Source organism: Gemmiger formicilis (assembly GCF_016901605.1).
In the GTDB taxonomy this organism is placed as follows: domain Bacteria; phylum Bacillota; class Clostridia; order Oscillospirales; family Ruminococcaceae; genus Gemmiger; species Gemmiger formicilis_B.
Genome location: NZ_JACJKP010000059.1, coordinates 1 through 14,713 on the forward strand (window position 1 = coordinate 1; position 14,713 = coordinate 14,713).

The window sequence follows — 14,713 nt, forward strand, 5'->3', positions numbered from 1 at the left end:
GCCCGCCAGAACCTTGCCGCCACGGCGGAGCAGGTGTTCCGCCTGTGGTATGCGGGGCAGCAGGCTGCCAAAAACCGGTAATGGCGATGATTGCCGATGGCAAAAGTACGGAATCTTTGAATAACAAAAACAGGACAGACCTTGATGTGAGGTCTGTCCTGTTTCGTTGTTGTGAGAAAAACGGGTGTATAAAACTAAATGGTGGTCACTGATTTTGCAGCAGGTAGTAGACGGCACCCACCAGCCCGGCGTCGTTGTGCAGGGCTGCGGCGGTGATGGTCAGACCTTCGGCAAAGGCGGGCATGACGGCTGCCTTGACTTTGCGTGCCAGCGGTTCGATCAGCAGCTCTTTCTGGGCGCTGACACCGCCGCCTACCAGAATGCGCTGGGGGTTGAAGATATGCACCATACCGGCCAGCCCTTCGGCGATCTCGTCAATCCAGCCGTCCAGCAGGGCCAGCACATCGCTACGCCCGGTGGCAGCAGCCTCAAAAATGGCCCGCCCGTCCGTGAGTTCCGGGTCCATGGCTTTGGCGGCGCGGACCAGTGCTGTGGTGGAGGCATACCGTTCCCAACAGCCTTTGGCGCCGCAGGTGCAGGGGACGCCGTCCCGGGCGTGGGTGCGGTAATGGCCCATCTCTCCGCCCAGGCCCCTGACTCCTTCCAGCAGGCGGCCGCCGGTCAAAATGCCGCCGCCGATGCCGGTGCCGATGGTAATGCCGATCACATCGGTACAGCCTTGGGCGGCACCGACCCACACTTCCCCCAGGCACATGCAGTTGGCGTCGTTGGCGACGGTGACAGGCAGGTGATAGTCCTCCGTCAGCCGCTCTTTGATGGGGGCGCCCACCCAGCCGGGCAGGCTGCCGCAGGTGCCGGCCACCATACCGCGGCGACTGTCGATCTGCCCGGTGGCCGACACACCGATACCTGCGATCTGTTCCCGCCGCCCGGCGGTAAAGTCTGCGGCGGCAGCCTGTACGGTGTCCAGAATGGGGGTGCGGTAGTCATCAAAACTCACGCTGCGCTCGGCGCGGTCCAGTACGGCGCCGGTTTCGTCCACCAGACCCAGCTTGACCGCCGTACCGCCGATGTCGATGCCCAGATAGATCTTGCTCATGGCGGCTCCTTTACTGGCAGTCCTTGATGGCTGCGGTGAACCGGGCCGTGATCTCGGCCGGGCGTGTGATGGCACCGCCCACCACCAGGGCATAGGCGCCGGCTTCCAGGGCTTTGCGCGCCTGTTCCGGGTAGTGGATGTGCCCTTCGGCAATGACTTTGGCCGGGCATTCTTTGGCCAGTTTGGCCACAAAGTCAAAATCGATGTCGTTGATGCCGGTGGTTTCCGGTGTATAGCCCCGCATGGTGGTGCCCACAAAGTCAGCACCCGCCTCGGCACAGGCCATGGCTTCCTCAAAGGTGGCGATATCGGCCATCAGCAGCTGGTCGGGGTATTTGGCTTTCACTTCCCGGATGAACTCCGGCGCGGTCTTGCCGTCGGGCCGCAGGGCGCTGGTGCCCTGCACGGCCAGAATATCCACGCCGCAGCCCACCAGCGCATCCACTTCCGCCATGGTGACGGTGATGTACATGGGTGTACCGGGATAATCCTTCTTGATGATGCCGATCACCGGCAGGTCTACCACCGCTTTGATCTGGGTGATATCCCGCACGGTATTGGCGCGGATGCCCACCGCACCGCTCATGGCGGCGGCTTTGGCCATCAGCGGCATCACGCCGCCTTCGGGGGTGTAAAGGGGTTCGTGCTCCAGCGCCTGGCAGGAGACGATCAGCCCGTGATGAATCTGTTCAAAAATCTGCTCTTTCTGCATGGCAAATCCGCTCCTTTACAGCATTTCAATTTTGACCACCGCTTTGCGCAGCCGGTCACAGTCCGGGGTGCGGCAGCTGGGTTTGTGGGGTTCGCCCGGCAGGAACAGGGCGAACCGCCCGTCTCCCAGGGTGCCGCCGGCCTCCTCGGGGCCGGTCACAAAACCGATGTCGCCCGCTTCGTCAAAGGGCTTTTCCTCGGTGCCGCGGACGGCCCAGCCCCAGTGCTCGCCGCCGGTCAGGTCCAGCTGCAGGTCGGCATAGCGGCGGTGGTATTCAAACGCGGCGCCTTCGCCCTCCCGCAGGTCGGCGTCCATCACATTGATGAAAACGGCGTTGCCGGCAATTTCGGTGCGGCCATTGGGCAGGGCGGCGGGATCGTGGGTCTGCAGCCAGGCAATGGCAATATCCAGATTTTTATGCAAGCCGCGGTAGAGCGGCAGGTTATGCAGGGTATCGGTGATCATGGGGGGGTCCTTTCCGGGACGTAATCCCTGAACAGAGGACAGGCTTCCCCGAATATGGGGAAGCCTGCCGCCGTCTTATAACGTTTTGACCTCGGCCAGTGCGTCCTCGATCATCTTCTGGGCGGCGGCTACCACCGCCTCGTCGGACTCTGCCAGGTTGGGCAGCGGTGCGCGCACGCCGCCCAGTTCCAGGCCGTACATGCGGCGCAGGATCTCCTTCTGCACGGCGTACAGGTTGCCGTGGGCTTCGCACATCTTATAAATGATGCGGTCGGCCAGATACTGCACATGGCGGGCGGTGTCAATATCGCCCTTGGCCAGCAGTTCATCCATCTTCAGGAACAGTTCGGGCATGACGGCGTAGGTGCCGCCGATGCCGCCGTCGGCGCCCATCACCCGGCCGGAGACAAACTGCTCATCGGGGCCGTTGAATACCGCAAAACCGTCCTTGCCGCGGGCGGCGATGCCGGCATCCTTGAACATCTGAATGTCCTGCACGGGCATGGAGGAGTTCTTGACGGCTACCACGTTGGGGTTCTTGAGCATTTCCTGCAGCAGGGGCATAGTCAGGGCGGTGCCCGCCAGCTGGGGAATGTTGTAGATCACAAATTCGGTGTTGGGGGCCGCGGCGCTCATGGCGTTCCAATACTCGGCAATGGCGTAGTTGGGCAGGTGGAAATAGATGGGCGGGATGGAGGCAATGGCATCCACACCGCAGCTTTCCGCATGGGCGGCCAGTTCCACGCTGTCGGCGGTGTTGTTGCAGGCTACATGGGCAATGACGGTGATCTTGCCCTTGGCTTCGCTCATAACAGCTTCCAGCACGGCCTTGCGCTCGGCTACGCTCTGGTAGATGCACTCGCCGGAGGAACCGCCCACATAGACGCCCTTGACGCCTTTAGCGATCAGGTGGCGGGTCAGCGCCTTGACCCCTTCCACCGAGACGGCACCCTGCGAATCATAGCAGGCGTAGAAGGCCGGGATCACGCCGCGGTATTTGTTGATATCTTTCATGTTGATACGCTCCTTACCTGAATGCTGTATTTTCTGCCGCCGCAGCGGCTGCTTTCGGTGGTGAACAACCCGTCTATCGGGTCGGGTTTGTCTGTACTTTCAGTATACCAATCCGGCCCGCAGGGTGTTAGAGAAAAAACGCCAATCTATAAAACAAAACGCGCGCAAAATAAACGAATTGTTTACACAGATATATCAAATCTGTTATAATAAGAGCGGAAAATGCAAATCTGCACCGGAAAGGAGCCTTTGCCATGGAAGCTATCTATTCAGACTATTATCCGATCTTTATTTATGTGGATAAGTACCGCTTTTCCAAAAACTGGGTCTACCCCAGTGCGCCGGTACCCTATTCGCTGATCCGCTATGTGGTTTCCGGCACAGCGGTCTTTTCCCTGGACGATACCTCTTATGAAGTGGGCCCCGGCGATGTGTTTTACATCCCCCAGGGCAAGGTGCTCAGCTGTGCCGCCCGGGAGGAAATCGTCTTTATCAGCATCCGGTTCATCGGTTCCATTCAGCTGGAGGGGGCCGATATGCTCGGTATGTTGTGGAACGTACCCATCCGGCACAACTTCGGGCAGGTCCCCGAAATGCGGGATTTCTTTGAACGGATCTATGCCAGCGCTTTGACACGCAGCACCTTCAAAATGCTGGAGATCCGCGGCTATCTCAACCTGATCCTGGCCCACATGGCCTGTGTGTCCAAGGAAAACTTCAACCGTGACACCACCCTGGAGGAGGACCGGCGGGAAACCGAAGCACACTTTGATTTGCAGAGCATCCGCCACCGGGCCGAAAAAACCGCCCGCACCAACAAGGACCCCCGCATCACCATTATTGTGGATACCATCGTCACCCACCCGGAAAAAAACTTTACCAGTAAGGAACTGTGTGAGCTGGCCGGTTTCAGCGAGAGTACCCTGCGCCGCCTGTTCAAGGAGCAGACCGGTAAAACGGTATACGACTTTATTAAGGATATCAAGATGACCAACGCAGCCCGCAAGCTGCTGGTCACCAATGAGCCCATCTCTTCCATCGCGTATGCCCTGGGGTACGAGACCCCCAGCTATTTTGCCAAATGCTTTAAAGAAGTGTTCGGTCTTTCCCCCCAGGAGTACCGCCGCACCTCTCACGATGTGTAAGCGAAATTCGTCAAAGTAAACAAAAAACAAACGAATAGTTGTATACTTTGAAACAATACAATCAGAAAATAAGCGGATTGTTGCATCTTTGCCCGGGTTTTGGTCTGGAAAGATAGGCCCCGGCCCCGTATAATAAAATCAACGGGAACGCCCCGATCAAGGCGTTCAAAAAGCAACGGACGTCCAACGATCCACTGGCCGGCACGTGGAAACGAAGGAACCTGTTCATCAAACAAGGAGGACACAAACTCATGAAAAAGGCAATTGCTACCCTGCTGGCTGTTGGCCTCGCTGCTTCGCTGTTTGCGGGCTGCGGCGGAAGCGAAACCAGTTCCGCTCAGACTGCAGAAGGTGCTACCAGCACGGCGGCAGAAACGGATGCCCCGCTGGAAGGCGAGATTACCTTCTGGCATTCCTTTACGCAGGGCGCACGCATGGATGCCATCCAGAAAGCCGCGGACGCCTTCATGCAGGAAAACCCCGGCGTCAAGATCAATATCGAAACCTACTCCTGGGGCGACTTCAACACCAAGTGGAACGCCGGCATCACCACTGGTGACCTGCCCGACATCAGTACCGCCCAGGGCACCGGCGAAGTGGTCGAGATGATCAACGCCGGCGTCATCAACCCTATGGATGACATTGTGGACGAAATCGGACGGGACCGCTTCTCCGAAAATGCACTGGCAGACATGACCGTGGATGGTGCCGTGTACGGCATTCCGTACTACTCTCACGCACAGGTCATGTGGTACCGCACCGACCTGCTGGAAGCCGCCGGGCTGGAAATCCCCCAGACCTGGGACGAGTTCTATGATGCCGCTGTGGCCCTGACCAAAGACGGCACCTACGGCGCCGCTTTCTCCTGCAGCCCCAACGACCTGCTGTGCAGCCGTTACCTCAACTACTACGTGGTCAGCGCCGGCGGCAGCCTGCTCAACGATGACCTGACCGCCAACCTGACCAGCCCCGAAGCCATCGACGGCATCAACTTCTGGGTCAACGTCTACAAGAACTGCTCTCCCGCCGAAACCATCAACTACACCGTCAACGACCACGCCACCCTGTTCTACCAGGGCACCACGGCCTTTGACTTCAACTCCGGCTTTATGATCAGCGGTGTGCAGAGCAACACCCCCGAGATCGCCGAGTACGTGCGCTGCGCTCCGCTGCCCCGCATGAACGCCGATGATCCCGTCTACAGTGCCGAAACTTCTCACATTCCTCTGGTGGAATGGAGCAACACCGAGCATCCCGAAATCTGCAAAGCATTTATTGAATACTTGTATCAGGACGATAACTACATCGAATTCATCCACGCCGTTCCGGTCGGCATGCTGCCCGCTCTGAGCGACATCGCCACCAACGAAGCCTACCTCAACGATCCCACCATCCAGGAATACGCTGACTGTGTGGACGTCATCCAGGAGGCTGTGGACAACGGCCACGCCATCGGCTTCGAGCACGGCCCCACGCCGCAGGCCAGCTACCTGACTTCCCAGGGCGTTATTGAGGAGATGTTCCAGGACATCATCACCAATGGCACCGATGTGGAAACCGCTGCCAAGGATGCGGAAGACCGCCTCAACGAGATCTTCGATACCATGATCGCCTGACGTTGAAACGCCGTGAGGGGGAAGCAGCGTCTTCCCCCTCTCCGTCTGGCGGCCCGTAGCAGGCGCCGCCTGCAGGCCACGCGCTGACAGGGAGGTTACATTTTGAAAGGCATAAAGACCGGGGCTGCATCCGTTTACCCCAAAAAGGATCGCAACCTTACGCGGTGGCTGTTTGTCGGCCCCGCCATGCTGGTGGTGCTCTGCTTGCTGGTCTACCCCCTGGGGTCCACACTTCTGTACAGCTTCACCAACAAAACACTTATCAAAACCACATACAGCTTCAAAGGGCTGGAAAACTACATCAAGATCCTGTCCGACCCGGATTTCCTGCGTGCCTTCGGCACTACGCTGGTCTGGACGTTCTCCAGCCTGCTGGGCCAGCTGCTGGTGGGCTTTACCGGCGCGCTGGCACTGAACCGCATCAACAACCGCATCACCCGCCCCATCTACCGCATCTGCATGATCATTCCCTGGGCGTTCCCCTCGGTTGCCATCGCTCTGGTGTGGAAGTGGATGCTCAACGGCATCCAGGGTTACATCCCCACCATGCTGATGAACCTGGGCCTGAGCGACAGCATGATCCAGTTCCTCAGCGACCCCAAACTGGTTCTGCCCACGCTGGTGTTCATCAACATCTGGTTCGGCGCACCCATGATCATGGTCAACGTCTATGCAGCTTTGCAGACTGTGCCCCGTGACCAGTACGAAGCCGCCGTGATCGACGGCGCCAATGCCTGGCAGTCCTTCATTCACATCACGGTGCCCCACATCAAGGTGGTTGTGGGCCTGCTGGTGGTACTGCGTACCATCTGGGTGTTCAACAACTTCGATATCATCTTCATGACGACGGCAGGCGGCCCCGCAGGGCGCACCACCACCATGCCCATCTACATCTATGAGCTGGGCTGGACCAACAAGCTGGTCGGCCGTGCCTCGGCTGCGTCGATCCTGCTGCTGATCTTCCTGATCGCAGTCTGCCTGATCTACTTCGCCGTCATCACTCACTGGGAGAAGGAGGACCGGGCATGAAAAAAGGCAAACGCGTAGGCGACATTCTATGCAATGTCTACCTGATCATTCTGGCAGTGTTCGCAGTCTTTCCGCTGCTGTGGCTGCTGGTCTCCTCCTTCAAGAGCAGCAGTGAGATGCTCAATAACCCCACCAAGATCCTGCCCATCCAGTGGACGCTGGAAAACTTCAAAACCGTTCTGATCACCCTGAACTTTACCATCAACATCCGCAACAGTGTGATCATTGCCGCCGCCACCACCCTGATCGCCATTGTGATCTCTTCGCTGGCCGCCTACGGCGTGGTGCGGTTCTTCCCCAAACTGGGCGATGTGATGACCAAGGTCCTGGTCACCACCTACATGTTCCCGTCCATCATGCTGGTCATTCCCTACGCTATGGTCATGGCCAAGCTGGGGCTTACCAATACCCGCATCGGTCTGGTACTGGTTTACCTCTCCTTCAGCGTGCCCTACGCGGTGTGGATGCTGGTGGGCTTCTTCAAAACGGTGCCCATCGGCATTGAGGAAGCGGCCCGGATCGACGGCGCCAACAAACTGCAGGTGTTCGTGCGGGTGGTGCTGCCTCTGGTAGCCCCCGGTATCGTATCCACTGCCATCTATGTATTCATCAACGCCTGGAACGAATACCTCTACTCCATGATTTTGATGAGCAGCTCCGACAAGACCACCATCTCGGTGGCAGTCAAAACCCTGGAAGGTGCCGACATCCTCAACTGGGGCTCCCTCATGGCCGCCTGTGCCATCGTGGTGGTACCGTCCATCATCTTCTTCTGCTTCATCCAGAGCAAGCTGGCCGGCGGTCTGTCGGACGGCGCAGTCAAATAACCTTTCCACAATCCAACTTTACACATACATATAAAATAAGGAGAATGTTATTATGAAAACCATCGGTTACGGAATCGTCGGTACCGGTTACTTTGGCGCAGAGTTGGGCCGCATCATGGCTCAGAAAGAGGGCGCCAAGATCGTGGCAGTCTATGACCCCGAAAACGGCAAGACCATTGCCGAGGAGCTGGGCTGCGATGCAGAGAGCGACCTGGACAGCCTGTGCGCCCGCGAGGATGTGGACGCGGTGATCGTGGCCACCCCCAACTACCTGCACAAGGAACCCGTTCTGTGCGCTGCCCGCCACAAGAAGAACGTCTTCTGCGAGAAGCCCATCGCTCTTTCCTACGCGGACTGCGATGAGATGGTCAACACCTGCAAGGAGAACGGTGTGGTCTTTATGGCCGGCCATGTTATGAACTTCTTCCACGGCGTGCGCCTGGCCAAGAAGTTCATCCAGGAAGGCAAGATCGGCAAGGTGCTGTATGCTCATTCCGCCCGCAACGGCTGGGAGGAACCGCAGCCTTCCGTCAGCTGGAAAAAGATCCGCGCCAAGTCCGGCGGCCACCTGTACCATCACATCCATGAGCTGGACTGCATCCAGTTCATCATGGGACCTGCCACCCGCGTTACCATGACCGGCGGCAACGTGGCCCACTCCGGCCCGCAGTTCGGTGATGAGGATGATATGCTGCTCATCAACCTGGAATTCGGCAACAACACCTACGCCCTGTGTGAATGGGGCTCCGCCTTCCACTGGCCGGAACACTACGTCCTGATCCAGGGCACCAAGGGCGCCATCCGCATCGATATGTGCAACACCGGCATGACGGTGAAGCTGGCCGACGGCACCGAGGAACACTACTGCGTACATGCCAACAAGGAAATCGACGACGACCGCACCCGCATCTACCACAGCACCGAGATGGACGGCGCCATCCAGTACGGCCACCCCGGCAAGAAGCCGCCCATGTGGCTGAACAGCATCATGAACGACGAGATGGACTTCTTCAACGGCGTGATGCACGGTGCCGAGATCACCGACGAGTTCCGCCCGCTGATGACCGGCGAGGCCGCCCGTGCCGCCATCGCGACTGCCGATGCCGCCACTCTCTCCCTGCGTGAGGACCGCAAAGTCAGCGTTTCTGAGGTAACCAGCAAGTAAGTTGCTGTAAGAATCGTTTTTCTCCCGAAAAAGCGCGTTGAGACGAAAGTCTCAACGCGCTTTTTTGTGTGTTTTTTCAGATTTGTGCCGCTTGTCTGGCAACGGCCAGAAATTCTTTCAGCAGCCCGTTGGAGGAAGAACGGTTGTAGCTCATGCCGTAGGGCAGCAGCTGGGTGCCCTGCAGCGGCCGGTAGAGCAGGCCGTCCCGGGTATCGGGGGATTGGGGCAGGATGCAGCAGCCATACCCGGCCCGCACCAGAGCCAGGGCAACCTGGGGGTTCTCGCTGACATAAATGTTCTCCGGGGTGATGTGCTGGGCGACCAGATTCTGCAGTTCCACCGCCTGGGCGGGGATGGTGTAGGAATTGCAGGCGACCAGTGACTCCGTGAACAGGTCTTCGACCCGGATGGATTCTTTTTCCCCATAGGGGTGGTTCTGGGGCAGCACGCAGCACAAAGGAACTTGCTGCAGCTCGGTAAAAAGGATTTCATTTTTGATGGGCATATGTTCCCGGAACCCGAACAGCACATCCAGTTCCCCCTGATAAAACAGGGTCATCAATGCCCGGTGGGGAATGACCTTCAGAAAGGGATGAAAAGCATGGATGCACGGGCGGCAGGCTTCCAGAATTTCACTCAAAAACAGTAAGTCCGCCTGGCTTTCGCAGCCGATGCGCAAGATCCGGGCAGTCAGGTTGCTGCGGTGCTGGATTCTGGCCGTGGCGATCTGCAGCTGGCCCAGGATCTGCTTGGCGTGTTCCAGAAAAATGATCCCCTCGGGCGTCAGGGTGACGGTACGGGTGGTGCGGTAAAACAGTTTGGTGTCCAGCTCTTCTTCCAGGGCGTGAATCTGGCGGGAAACTGCCGATTGGGTCACATTCAGCAGTGCAGCGGCATGGGCAAAATTCAGGTTTTCCGCCACCTGAATAAAGCTTTCCAGTTGTTGGGTGTTCAAAGCCGTCCTCCTTGGATTATTGCGTTTTACGCATCAATAATACCATTTTTTCACTTTTTTTTCAAACTGAATCATGGTTTAATACTATATATATGGTCGAATTCTGGCGGTATCGGTCGAAAGGCCCTGCCGCCTGCGGCCTGCCGGGGCTTATCCCAGCAAAAACTTGTGCAACCAGCAGAAAGAACGAAAGAAAAACCATGACAGAGCATCCCACAACACAACAATTAAGCCAGGGACTGGCGGCGGGCATCGATATCGGTTCCACCACCACCAAAGTGGCCGTCCTGGACCCGGAAAATGGCAACCTTCTTTACGCAGACTACCGCCGCCACCACGCGGACCAGGTCCACAGTGTGGTGACCATTCTGGAAGAACTGGAAAATGCCTTCCCGGGGCAGACTTTCCGTATCTGCCTTACGGGGTCCGGCGCCAAACCCATTGCGGAGGGGCTGGACCTGCCTTTTGCCCAGGAGGTGGCGGCCAATGCGGCGGCCATCCGCCAGCGGTACCGTAAGGTAGGCAGTGCCATCGAACTGGGTGGCCAGGATGCCAAAATGATCTTCTTCCAGACGGACCCCGGCACCGGTGCCATCAATGTGGCGGATATGCGCATGAACGGCAGCTGTGCCGGCGGTACCGGCGCCTTTATTGATGAGATCGCCACCTTGCTCAAGGTTCCGGTGGAACAGTTCAATGACTTGGCCGCCCAGGGCAGCTGTGTGTATGATATTTCCGGCCGGTGCGGCGTCTATGCCAAAACCGACATTCAGCCCTTGCTGAACCAGGGCGTCGCCAAAGCGGACCTGGCACTTTCGGCGTTCCATGCCATCGCCAAACAGACCATCGGCGGTCTGGCCCAGGGGTTGGAGATCACCCGGCCGGTAGTGTTTGAAGGCGGTCCGCTGACCTTCAACCCGGTTCTGGTACAGGTCTTTGCCCAGCGCCTGCAGCTGACCGAGGAAGAAGTGCTGATCCCGCCCCGTCCCGAACTGATGGTGGCCTGCGGCGCGGCAGTCTGTGCCGAAACCATCTTCCGCGGCGACTGTGTGCCCACTCTGCCCGGGGAACTGCGCAAACGGCTGCAGAACGGCAGCTTCCGCACCGGGCAGAAAAACGCGCCGGTGTCCCGTCCGTTCTTTGCATCGCCGGAGGAACAGGCCGCTTTTGAGAAGCGCCATGCCAAGCCGGTGCTGACACCCCATGTTCCCAAACCGGGGGAGGAGGTCCGGGCGTATCTGGGCATCGACTCCGGCAGTACCACCACCAAATTTGTGCTGATGGACGACCAGGAAAACCTGCTGGATTCCTTTTATGCGTCCAACGCCGGGGAACCGCTCAAGGTGGCTAAGCGCGCATTGCTGGCCCTGCGGGACCGTTACCGGGCGGCAGGCGCCCGGCTGCAGATTCTGGCGGCAGGCACTACCGGGTACGGTGAGATGCTTTTTGCCAAGGCGTTCGGAGCCGAGTACCACACGGTGGAAACGGTGGCCCATGCCCGGGCGGCCAAAAAGTATGTGCAGGACGCTACCTTTTTGCTGGACATCGGCGGGCAGGATATGAAGGCTATGTGGCTGGACCACGGCATCATCACCAACATTCTGGTGAACGAAGCCTGTTCTTCGGGCTGCGGTTCCTTCCTGGAAAACTTCGCCTCCTCCCTGGGCATTCCCACCAAAGAAATCGCGGGGGCGGCTTTTGCCTCCCGGCAGCCTGCGGTACTGGGCAGCCGCTGTACCGTCTTTATGAACAGCAGCATCATCACCGAACAGCGCAACGGCAAAAGTGCCCAGGACATTATGGCCGGACTGTGCCGTTCCATTGTGGAAAATGTCTTTACCAAGGTCATCCGCCTGTCCAACCTGGACTCACTGGGGGACCGCATTGTGGTACAGGGCGGCACCTTTGAGAATAACGCTGTCCTCCGGGCGCTGGAAGAATATACCGGCCGGGAGGTCATCCGTGCGCCGTACCCCGGTCTGATGGGCGCCATTGGTATGGCGCTGATCACACGGGAACGCTACCACGAACATCCCGAAAACCGGACTTTTCTGGATCTGGATACGCTGGATGATTTCAGCTACCATCAGGAGGAAAACGCCCCCTGTCCCTTCTGCACCAACCACTGCAAACGCACCATCCTTCGTTTTTCCAACGGCAATTCCTGGATCACCAACAACCGCTGCGAACGGGGCGAGATTCTGGGGGACCCCAAGGACGCCGCCGTGCGCGAACAGCTGCAGGCGCACCGCCAAAAGGCCGACGCTGTCCCCAATCTGTACCGGGAACGGGAAAAACTGCTGCTGCAGGATTATCCCTGCCCGGCACCGGCCAAAGACCGGGGAATCACCATCGGCATCCCGCGGGTACTTTCTTTCTGGGAAACGCTGCCTTTCTGGCGCACTTTCCTGCGGGCTTTGGGGGTCCGGGTGGTGCTCTCTGACCCCAGCACCCGCGCCCTCTATGAAAGCGGGATCTCGGCGGTCACGTCGGATACCGTCTGCTTCCCGGCCAAGCTGGTGCACGGCCACTTGCGCAATCTGGCGGGCAAAAAGGTGGACCGCATCTTTATGCCGGCCGTTACCACTGTGCCGTCGGAAAATACCCAGCAGACCAGCCGCTCCATGTGCGCGGTGGTCAAGGGGTATCCGCTGGTGGTGGGCAATTCCGACAATCCCGAAAAGCTGTGGGGTATTCCGTACGATGCGCCGCTGTTCCACTGGTACACCGAAGGGGACTGCGAAAAACAGCTCAAACAGTATATGAAAGATACCTTCGCCATCCCGGCGGAGGAAACACTGGCCGCTATCCGTGCGGCGCTGGAAGCGGAAAAGTCTTTCCACACGGCGCTGAAAACGCGGGGCCGTCAGGTATTGGACCAGGTCACCCGGGACAACCGCTTTGCGGTGGTGCTGGCCTCCCGCCCGTACCAGAACGATGCGCTGGTGAACCATGAACTGCCCGAACTTTTTGCGGGGATGGGGATCCCTGTGCTGACGGCGGATGCCGTGCCCGGCGTGGAGGATGTGGACCTGAGCATGAGCCGCCTGGATATTGTGAACAACTTCCACGCGCGGATGCTGGGGTCTGCCATCCAGGCTGCCCGCGACCCGCACCTGGAATATGTGCAGATCGTCAGCTTCGGCTGCGGTCACGATGCCTACCTGTCGGACGAGATCACCCGCATGATGAAAGAAATCTCGGGCAAGATTCCTCTGATCTTGAAGGTGGATGAAAGCGATATCCAGGGGCCGCTGCGCATCCGGGTGCGCTCCTTCCTGGAAACGGTGGCCATGCGCCGCAGCCGGGAGGAAGTCTGCACGCCCCGACCGCTGAGAGACCCCTACCCGGTAAAGTTTGAAAAGAAGGACCGCCAGAAAACCGTGCTGGTGCCCAACACCTCCCATGCTTTCTGCCGGCTGCTGTCGGCGGTGTTCTGCACCCAGGGCATCCGGGCGGTGCCGCTGGCCGTGGGCCGTGAGGATGCCATCCGCATGGGCAAACGCTATGTCCACAACGATATCTGCTTCCCGGCACAGATCGTCATCGGGGAGGTACTGGCCGCCCTGCAAAGCGGTCAGTATGATTTGGACAATACTGCGGTGGCCATGGCCAAATATATTGGCGACTGCCGCCTGACCCATTACAGCGCCCTGCTGCGCAAGGCGCTGGACGATGCCGGTTTTGCCCAGGTGCCCATCCTGACCAATGACGACCAGGATGCCCACCATATTCACCCCGGCTTCCGGCTGAACCTGTTGTCCTCGGTGCGGATCGCTTTCGGTCTGCCCATGATCGACGCGCTGGAGGAACTGCTGCGCAAGATCCGCCCCTATGAACTGGAACGGGGCGCGGCCAACCGTGCTTTTGATGAGGCGATGGATGCCCTGGTCGACGGCATGGAACACGGCGGTGTGCGCGGCGCGGCGGAAGGCTTCCGCAAAGGCATTGCCATTCTGAAAGCGGTGCCCTATGACCGTTCCATGCTGCGCCCCCGGGTGCTGATTGTGGGGGAATATCTGCTCAATTTCCACCCCGGCGCCAACCGGGATATTGAGGCCTACCTGGAACGCAACGGATTCGAGATCATTGAGGCCCGCATGACCGATGTGATCCAGAAAACCTATTTCTATCAGGACAGTCAGATTCGGGAACAGCATGTGGGCCGCCCGGTAACGGAGAAAGCCTGGTACCGCACAGCGGACCGGCTGTTTGATATGGCCCATGACCTGAGCGACCGCATAGCGGCGGACCATCCTCTGTACGAGAAACCGGCCCGCATCCAGGATCTGGCCAGAATGAGCGACCCCATCATTCCCCATACCTTTGATGCGGGGGAAGGCATCCTGATTCCCGGCGAGATTTTGCATCATGCCGAAAAAGGCTGCCGCGCTTTCGTGATTCTGCAGCCCTTCGGCTGCCTGCCCAACCATGTGGTGGGCCGCGGTATTACCAAAAAGATCAAGGAACAGTACCCCGACGCCCAGATTCTGCCCCTGGACTATGACCCCGATGTGAGTTTTGCCAACATTGAAAACCGGCTGCAGATGCTGGTCATGAACATCAGGCGGGGATGACCCCCTTGACAGGACTGGGCAATCGGTTATAATAGGTAATAGGTTACTTAATGAAGAGGGGAGAACGCCATGCCGGGTAAAATGCCTT

12 protein-coding genes are annotated in these 14,713 nt (G+C 58.7%); 7 read left to right on the forward strand and 5 right to left on the reverse strand.

The window, feature by feature from the left end; genetic code table 11:
- Positions 1 to 212: hypothetical protein (locus H6B10_RS06330; protein ID WP_204650766.1), on the forward strand; the 212-nt coding region annotated here is incomplete at its 5' end.
- On the opposite strand, the gene H6B10_RS06335 is transcribed toward H6B10_RS06330, so the two are convergent.
- From H6B10_RS06335 to H6B10_RS06350, 4 genes are all read right to left on the reverse strand, one after another.
- The gene (locus H6B10_RS06335; protein ID WP_204650767.1) at positions 206 to 1,120 is read right to left on the reverse strand and encodes an ROK family protein; all 915 of its coding nucleotides are present in this window, start codon (positions 1,118 to 1,120) and stop codon (positions 206 to 208) included. The genes H6B10_RS06330 and H6B10_RS06335 overlap by 7 nt on opposite strands.
- 10 nt (positions 1,121 to 1,130) lie before the next feature.
- Positions 1,131 to 1,832 carry an N-acetylmannosamine-6-phosphate 2-epimerase gene (locus tag H6B10_RS06340; protein ID WP_204650768.1) on the reverse strand — a complete coding sequence of 234 codons (702 nt, stop codon included), beginning with the start codon at positions 1,830 to 1,832 and terminating at the stop codon, positions 1,131 to 1,133.
- Positions 1,833 to 1,847: 15 nt separating this feature from the next.
- Entirely contained in the window at positions 1,848 to 2,297 is a 450-nt protein-coding gene (locus tag H6B10_RS06345; RefSeq protein WP_204650769.1) for a YhcH/YjgK/YiaL family protein, read from the reverse strand.
- Between the two features lie 75 nt (positions 2,298 to 2,372).
- A complete protein-coding gene (locus H6B10_RS06350; protein WP_204650771.1) occupies positions 2,373 to 3,311 on the reverse strand; it encodes a dihydrodipicolinate synthase family protein in 939 nt (312 codons plus the stop codon).
- A 254-nt stretch (positions 3,312 to 3,565) separates the two neighbouring features.
- Here H6B10_RS06350 and H6B10_RS06355 point away from each other — a divergent pair, with 254 nt between their 5' ends.
- The 5 genes from H6B10_RS06355 (at position 3,566) to H6B10_RS06375 (ending at position 9,093) form a co-directional block, all read left to right on the forward strand.
- Positions 3,566 to 4,456 (forward strand): AraC family transcriptional regulator, encoded by an 891-nt coding sequence (locus tag H6B10_RS06355; protein WP_204650772.1) that lies wholly within the window; start codon positions 3,566 to 3,568, stop codon positions 4,454 to 4,456.
- A gap of 251 nt (positions 4,457 to 4,707) precedes the next feature.
- Positions 4,708 to 6,072: an ABC transporter substrate-binding protein gene (locus H6B10_RS06360; RefSeq protein WP_204650773.1), complete on the forward strand. Its 1,365-nt coding sequence runs from the start codon at positions 4,708 to 4,710 to the stop codon at positions 6,070 to 6,072.
- Positions 6,073 to 6,174: 102 nt separating this feature from the next.
- The gene (locus tag H6B10_RS06365) at positions 6,175 to 7,101 is read left to right on the forward strand and encodes a carbohydrate ABC transporter permease (RefSeq protein WP_345941710.1); all 927 of its coding nucleotides are present in this window, start codon (positions 6,175 to 6,177) and stop codon (positions 7,099 to 7,101) included.
- Positions 7,098 to 7,928 carry a carbohydrate ABC transporter permease gene (locus H6B10_RS06370; protein WP_204650774.1) on the forward strand — a complete coding sequence of 277 codons (831 nt, stop codon included), beginning with the start codon at positions 7,098 to 7,100 and terminating at the stop codon, positions 7,926 to 7,928. The genes H6B10_RS06365 and H6B10_RS06370 overlap by 4 nt, the downstream gene beginning before the upstream one ends.
- A gap of 52 nt (positions 7,929 to 7,980) precedes the next feature.
- Positions 7,981 to 9,093 carry a Gfo/Idh/MocA family protein gene (locus tag H6B10_RS06375; RefSeq protein WP_204650775.1) on the forward strand — a complete coding sequence of 371 codons (1,113 nt, stop codon included), beginning with the start codon at positions 7,981 to 7,983 and terminating at the stop codon, positions 9,091 to 9,093.
- A gap of 76 nt (positions 9,094 to 9,169) precedes the next feature.
- Here H6B10_RS06375 and H6B10_RS06380 read toward each other — a convergent pair whose 3' ends face one another.
- Positions 9,170 to 10,048, reverse strand: coding sequence for a LysR family transcriptional regulator (locus tag H6B10_RS06380; protein WP_204650776.1), 879 nt, complete (start codon positions 10,046 to 10,048; stop codon positions 9,170 to 9,172).
- Positions 10,049 to 10,248: 200 nt separating this feature from the next.
- On the opposite strand from H6B10_RS06380, the gene H6B10_RS06385 reads away from it, so the two are divergent.
- The gene (locus tag H6B10_RS06385; protein ID WP_204650777.1) at positions 10,249 to 14,625 is read left to right on the forward strand and encodes an acyl-CoA dehydratase activase; all 4,377 of its coding nucleotides are present in this window, start codon (positions 10,249 to 10,251) and stop codon (positions 14,623 to 14,625) included.
- Positions 14,626 to 14,713: the final 88 nt, after the last annotated feature.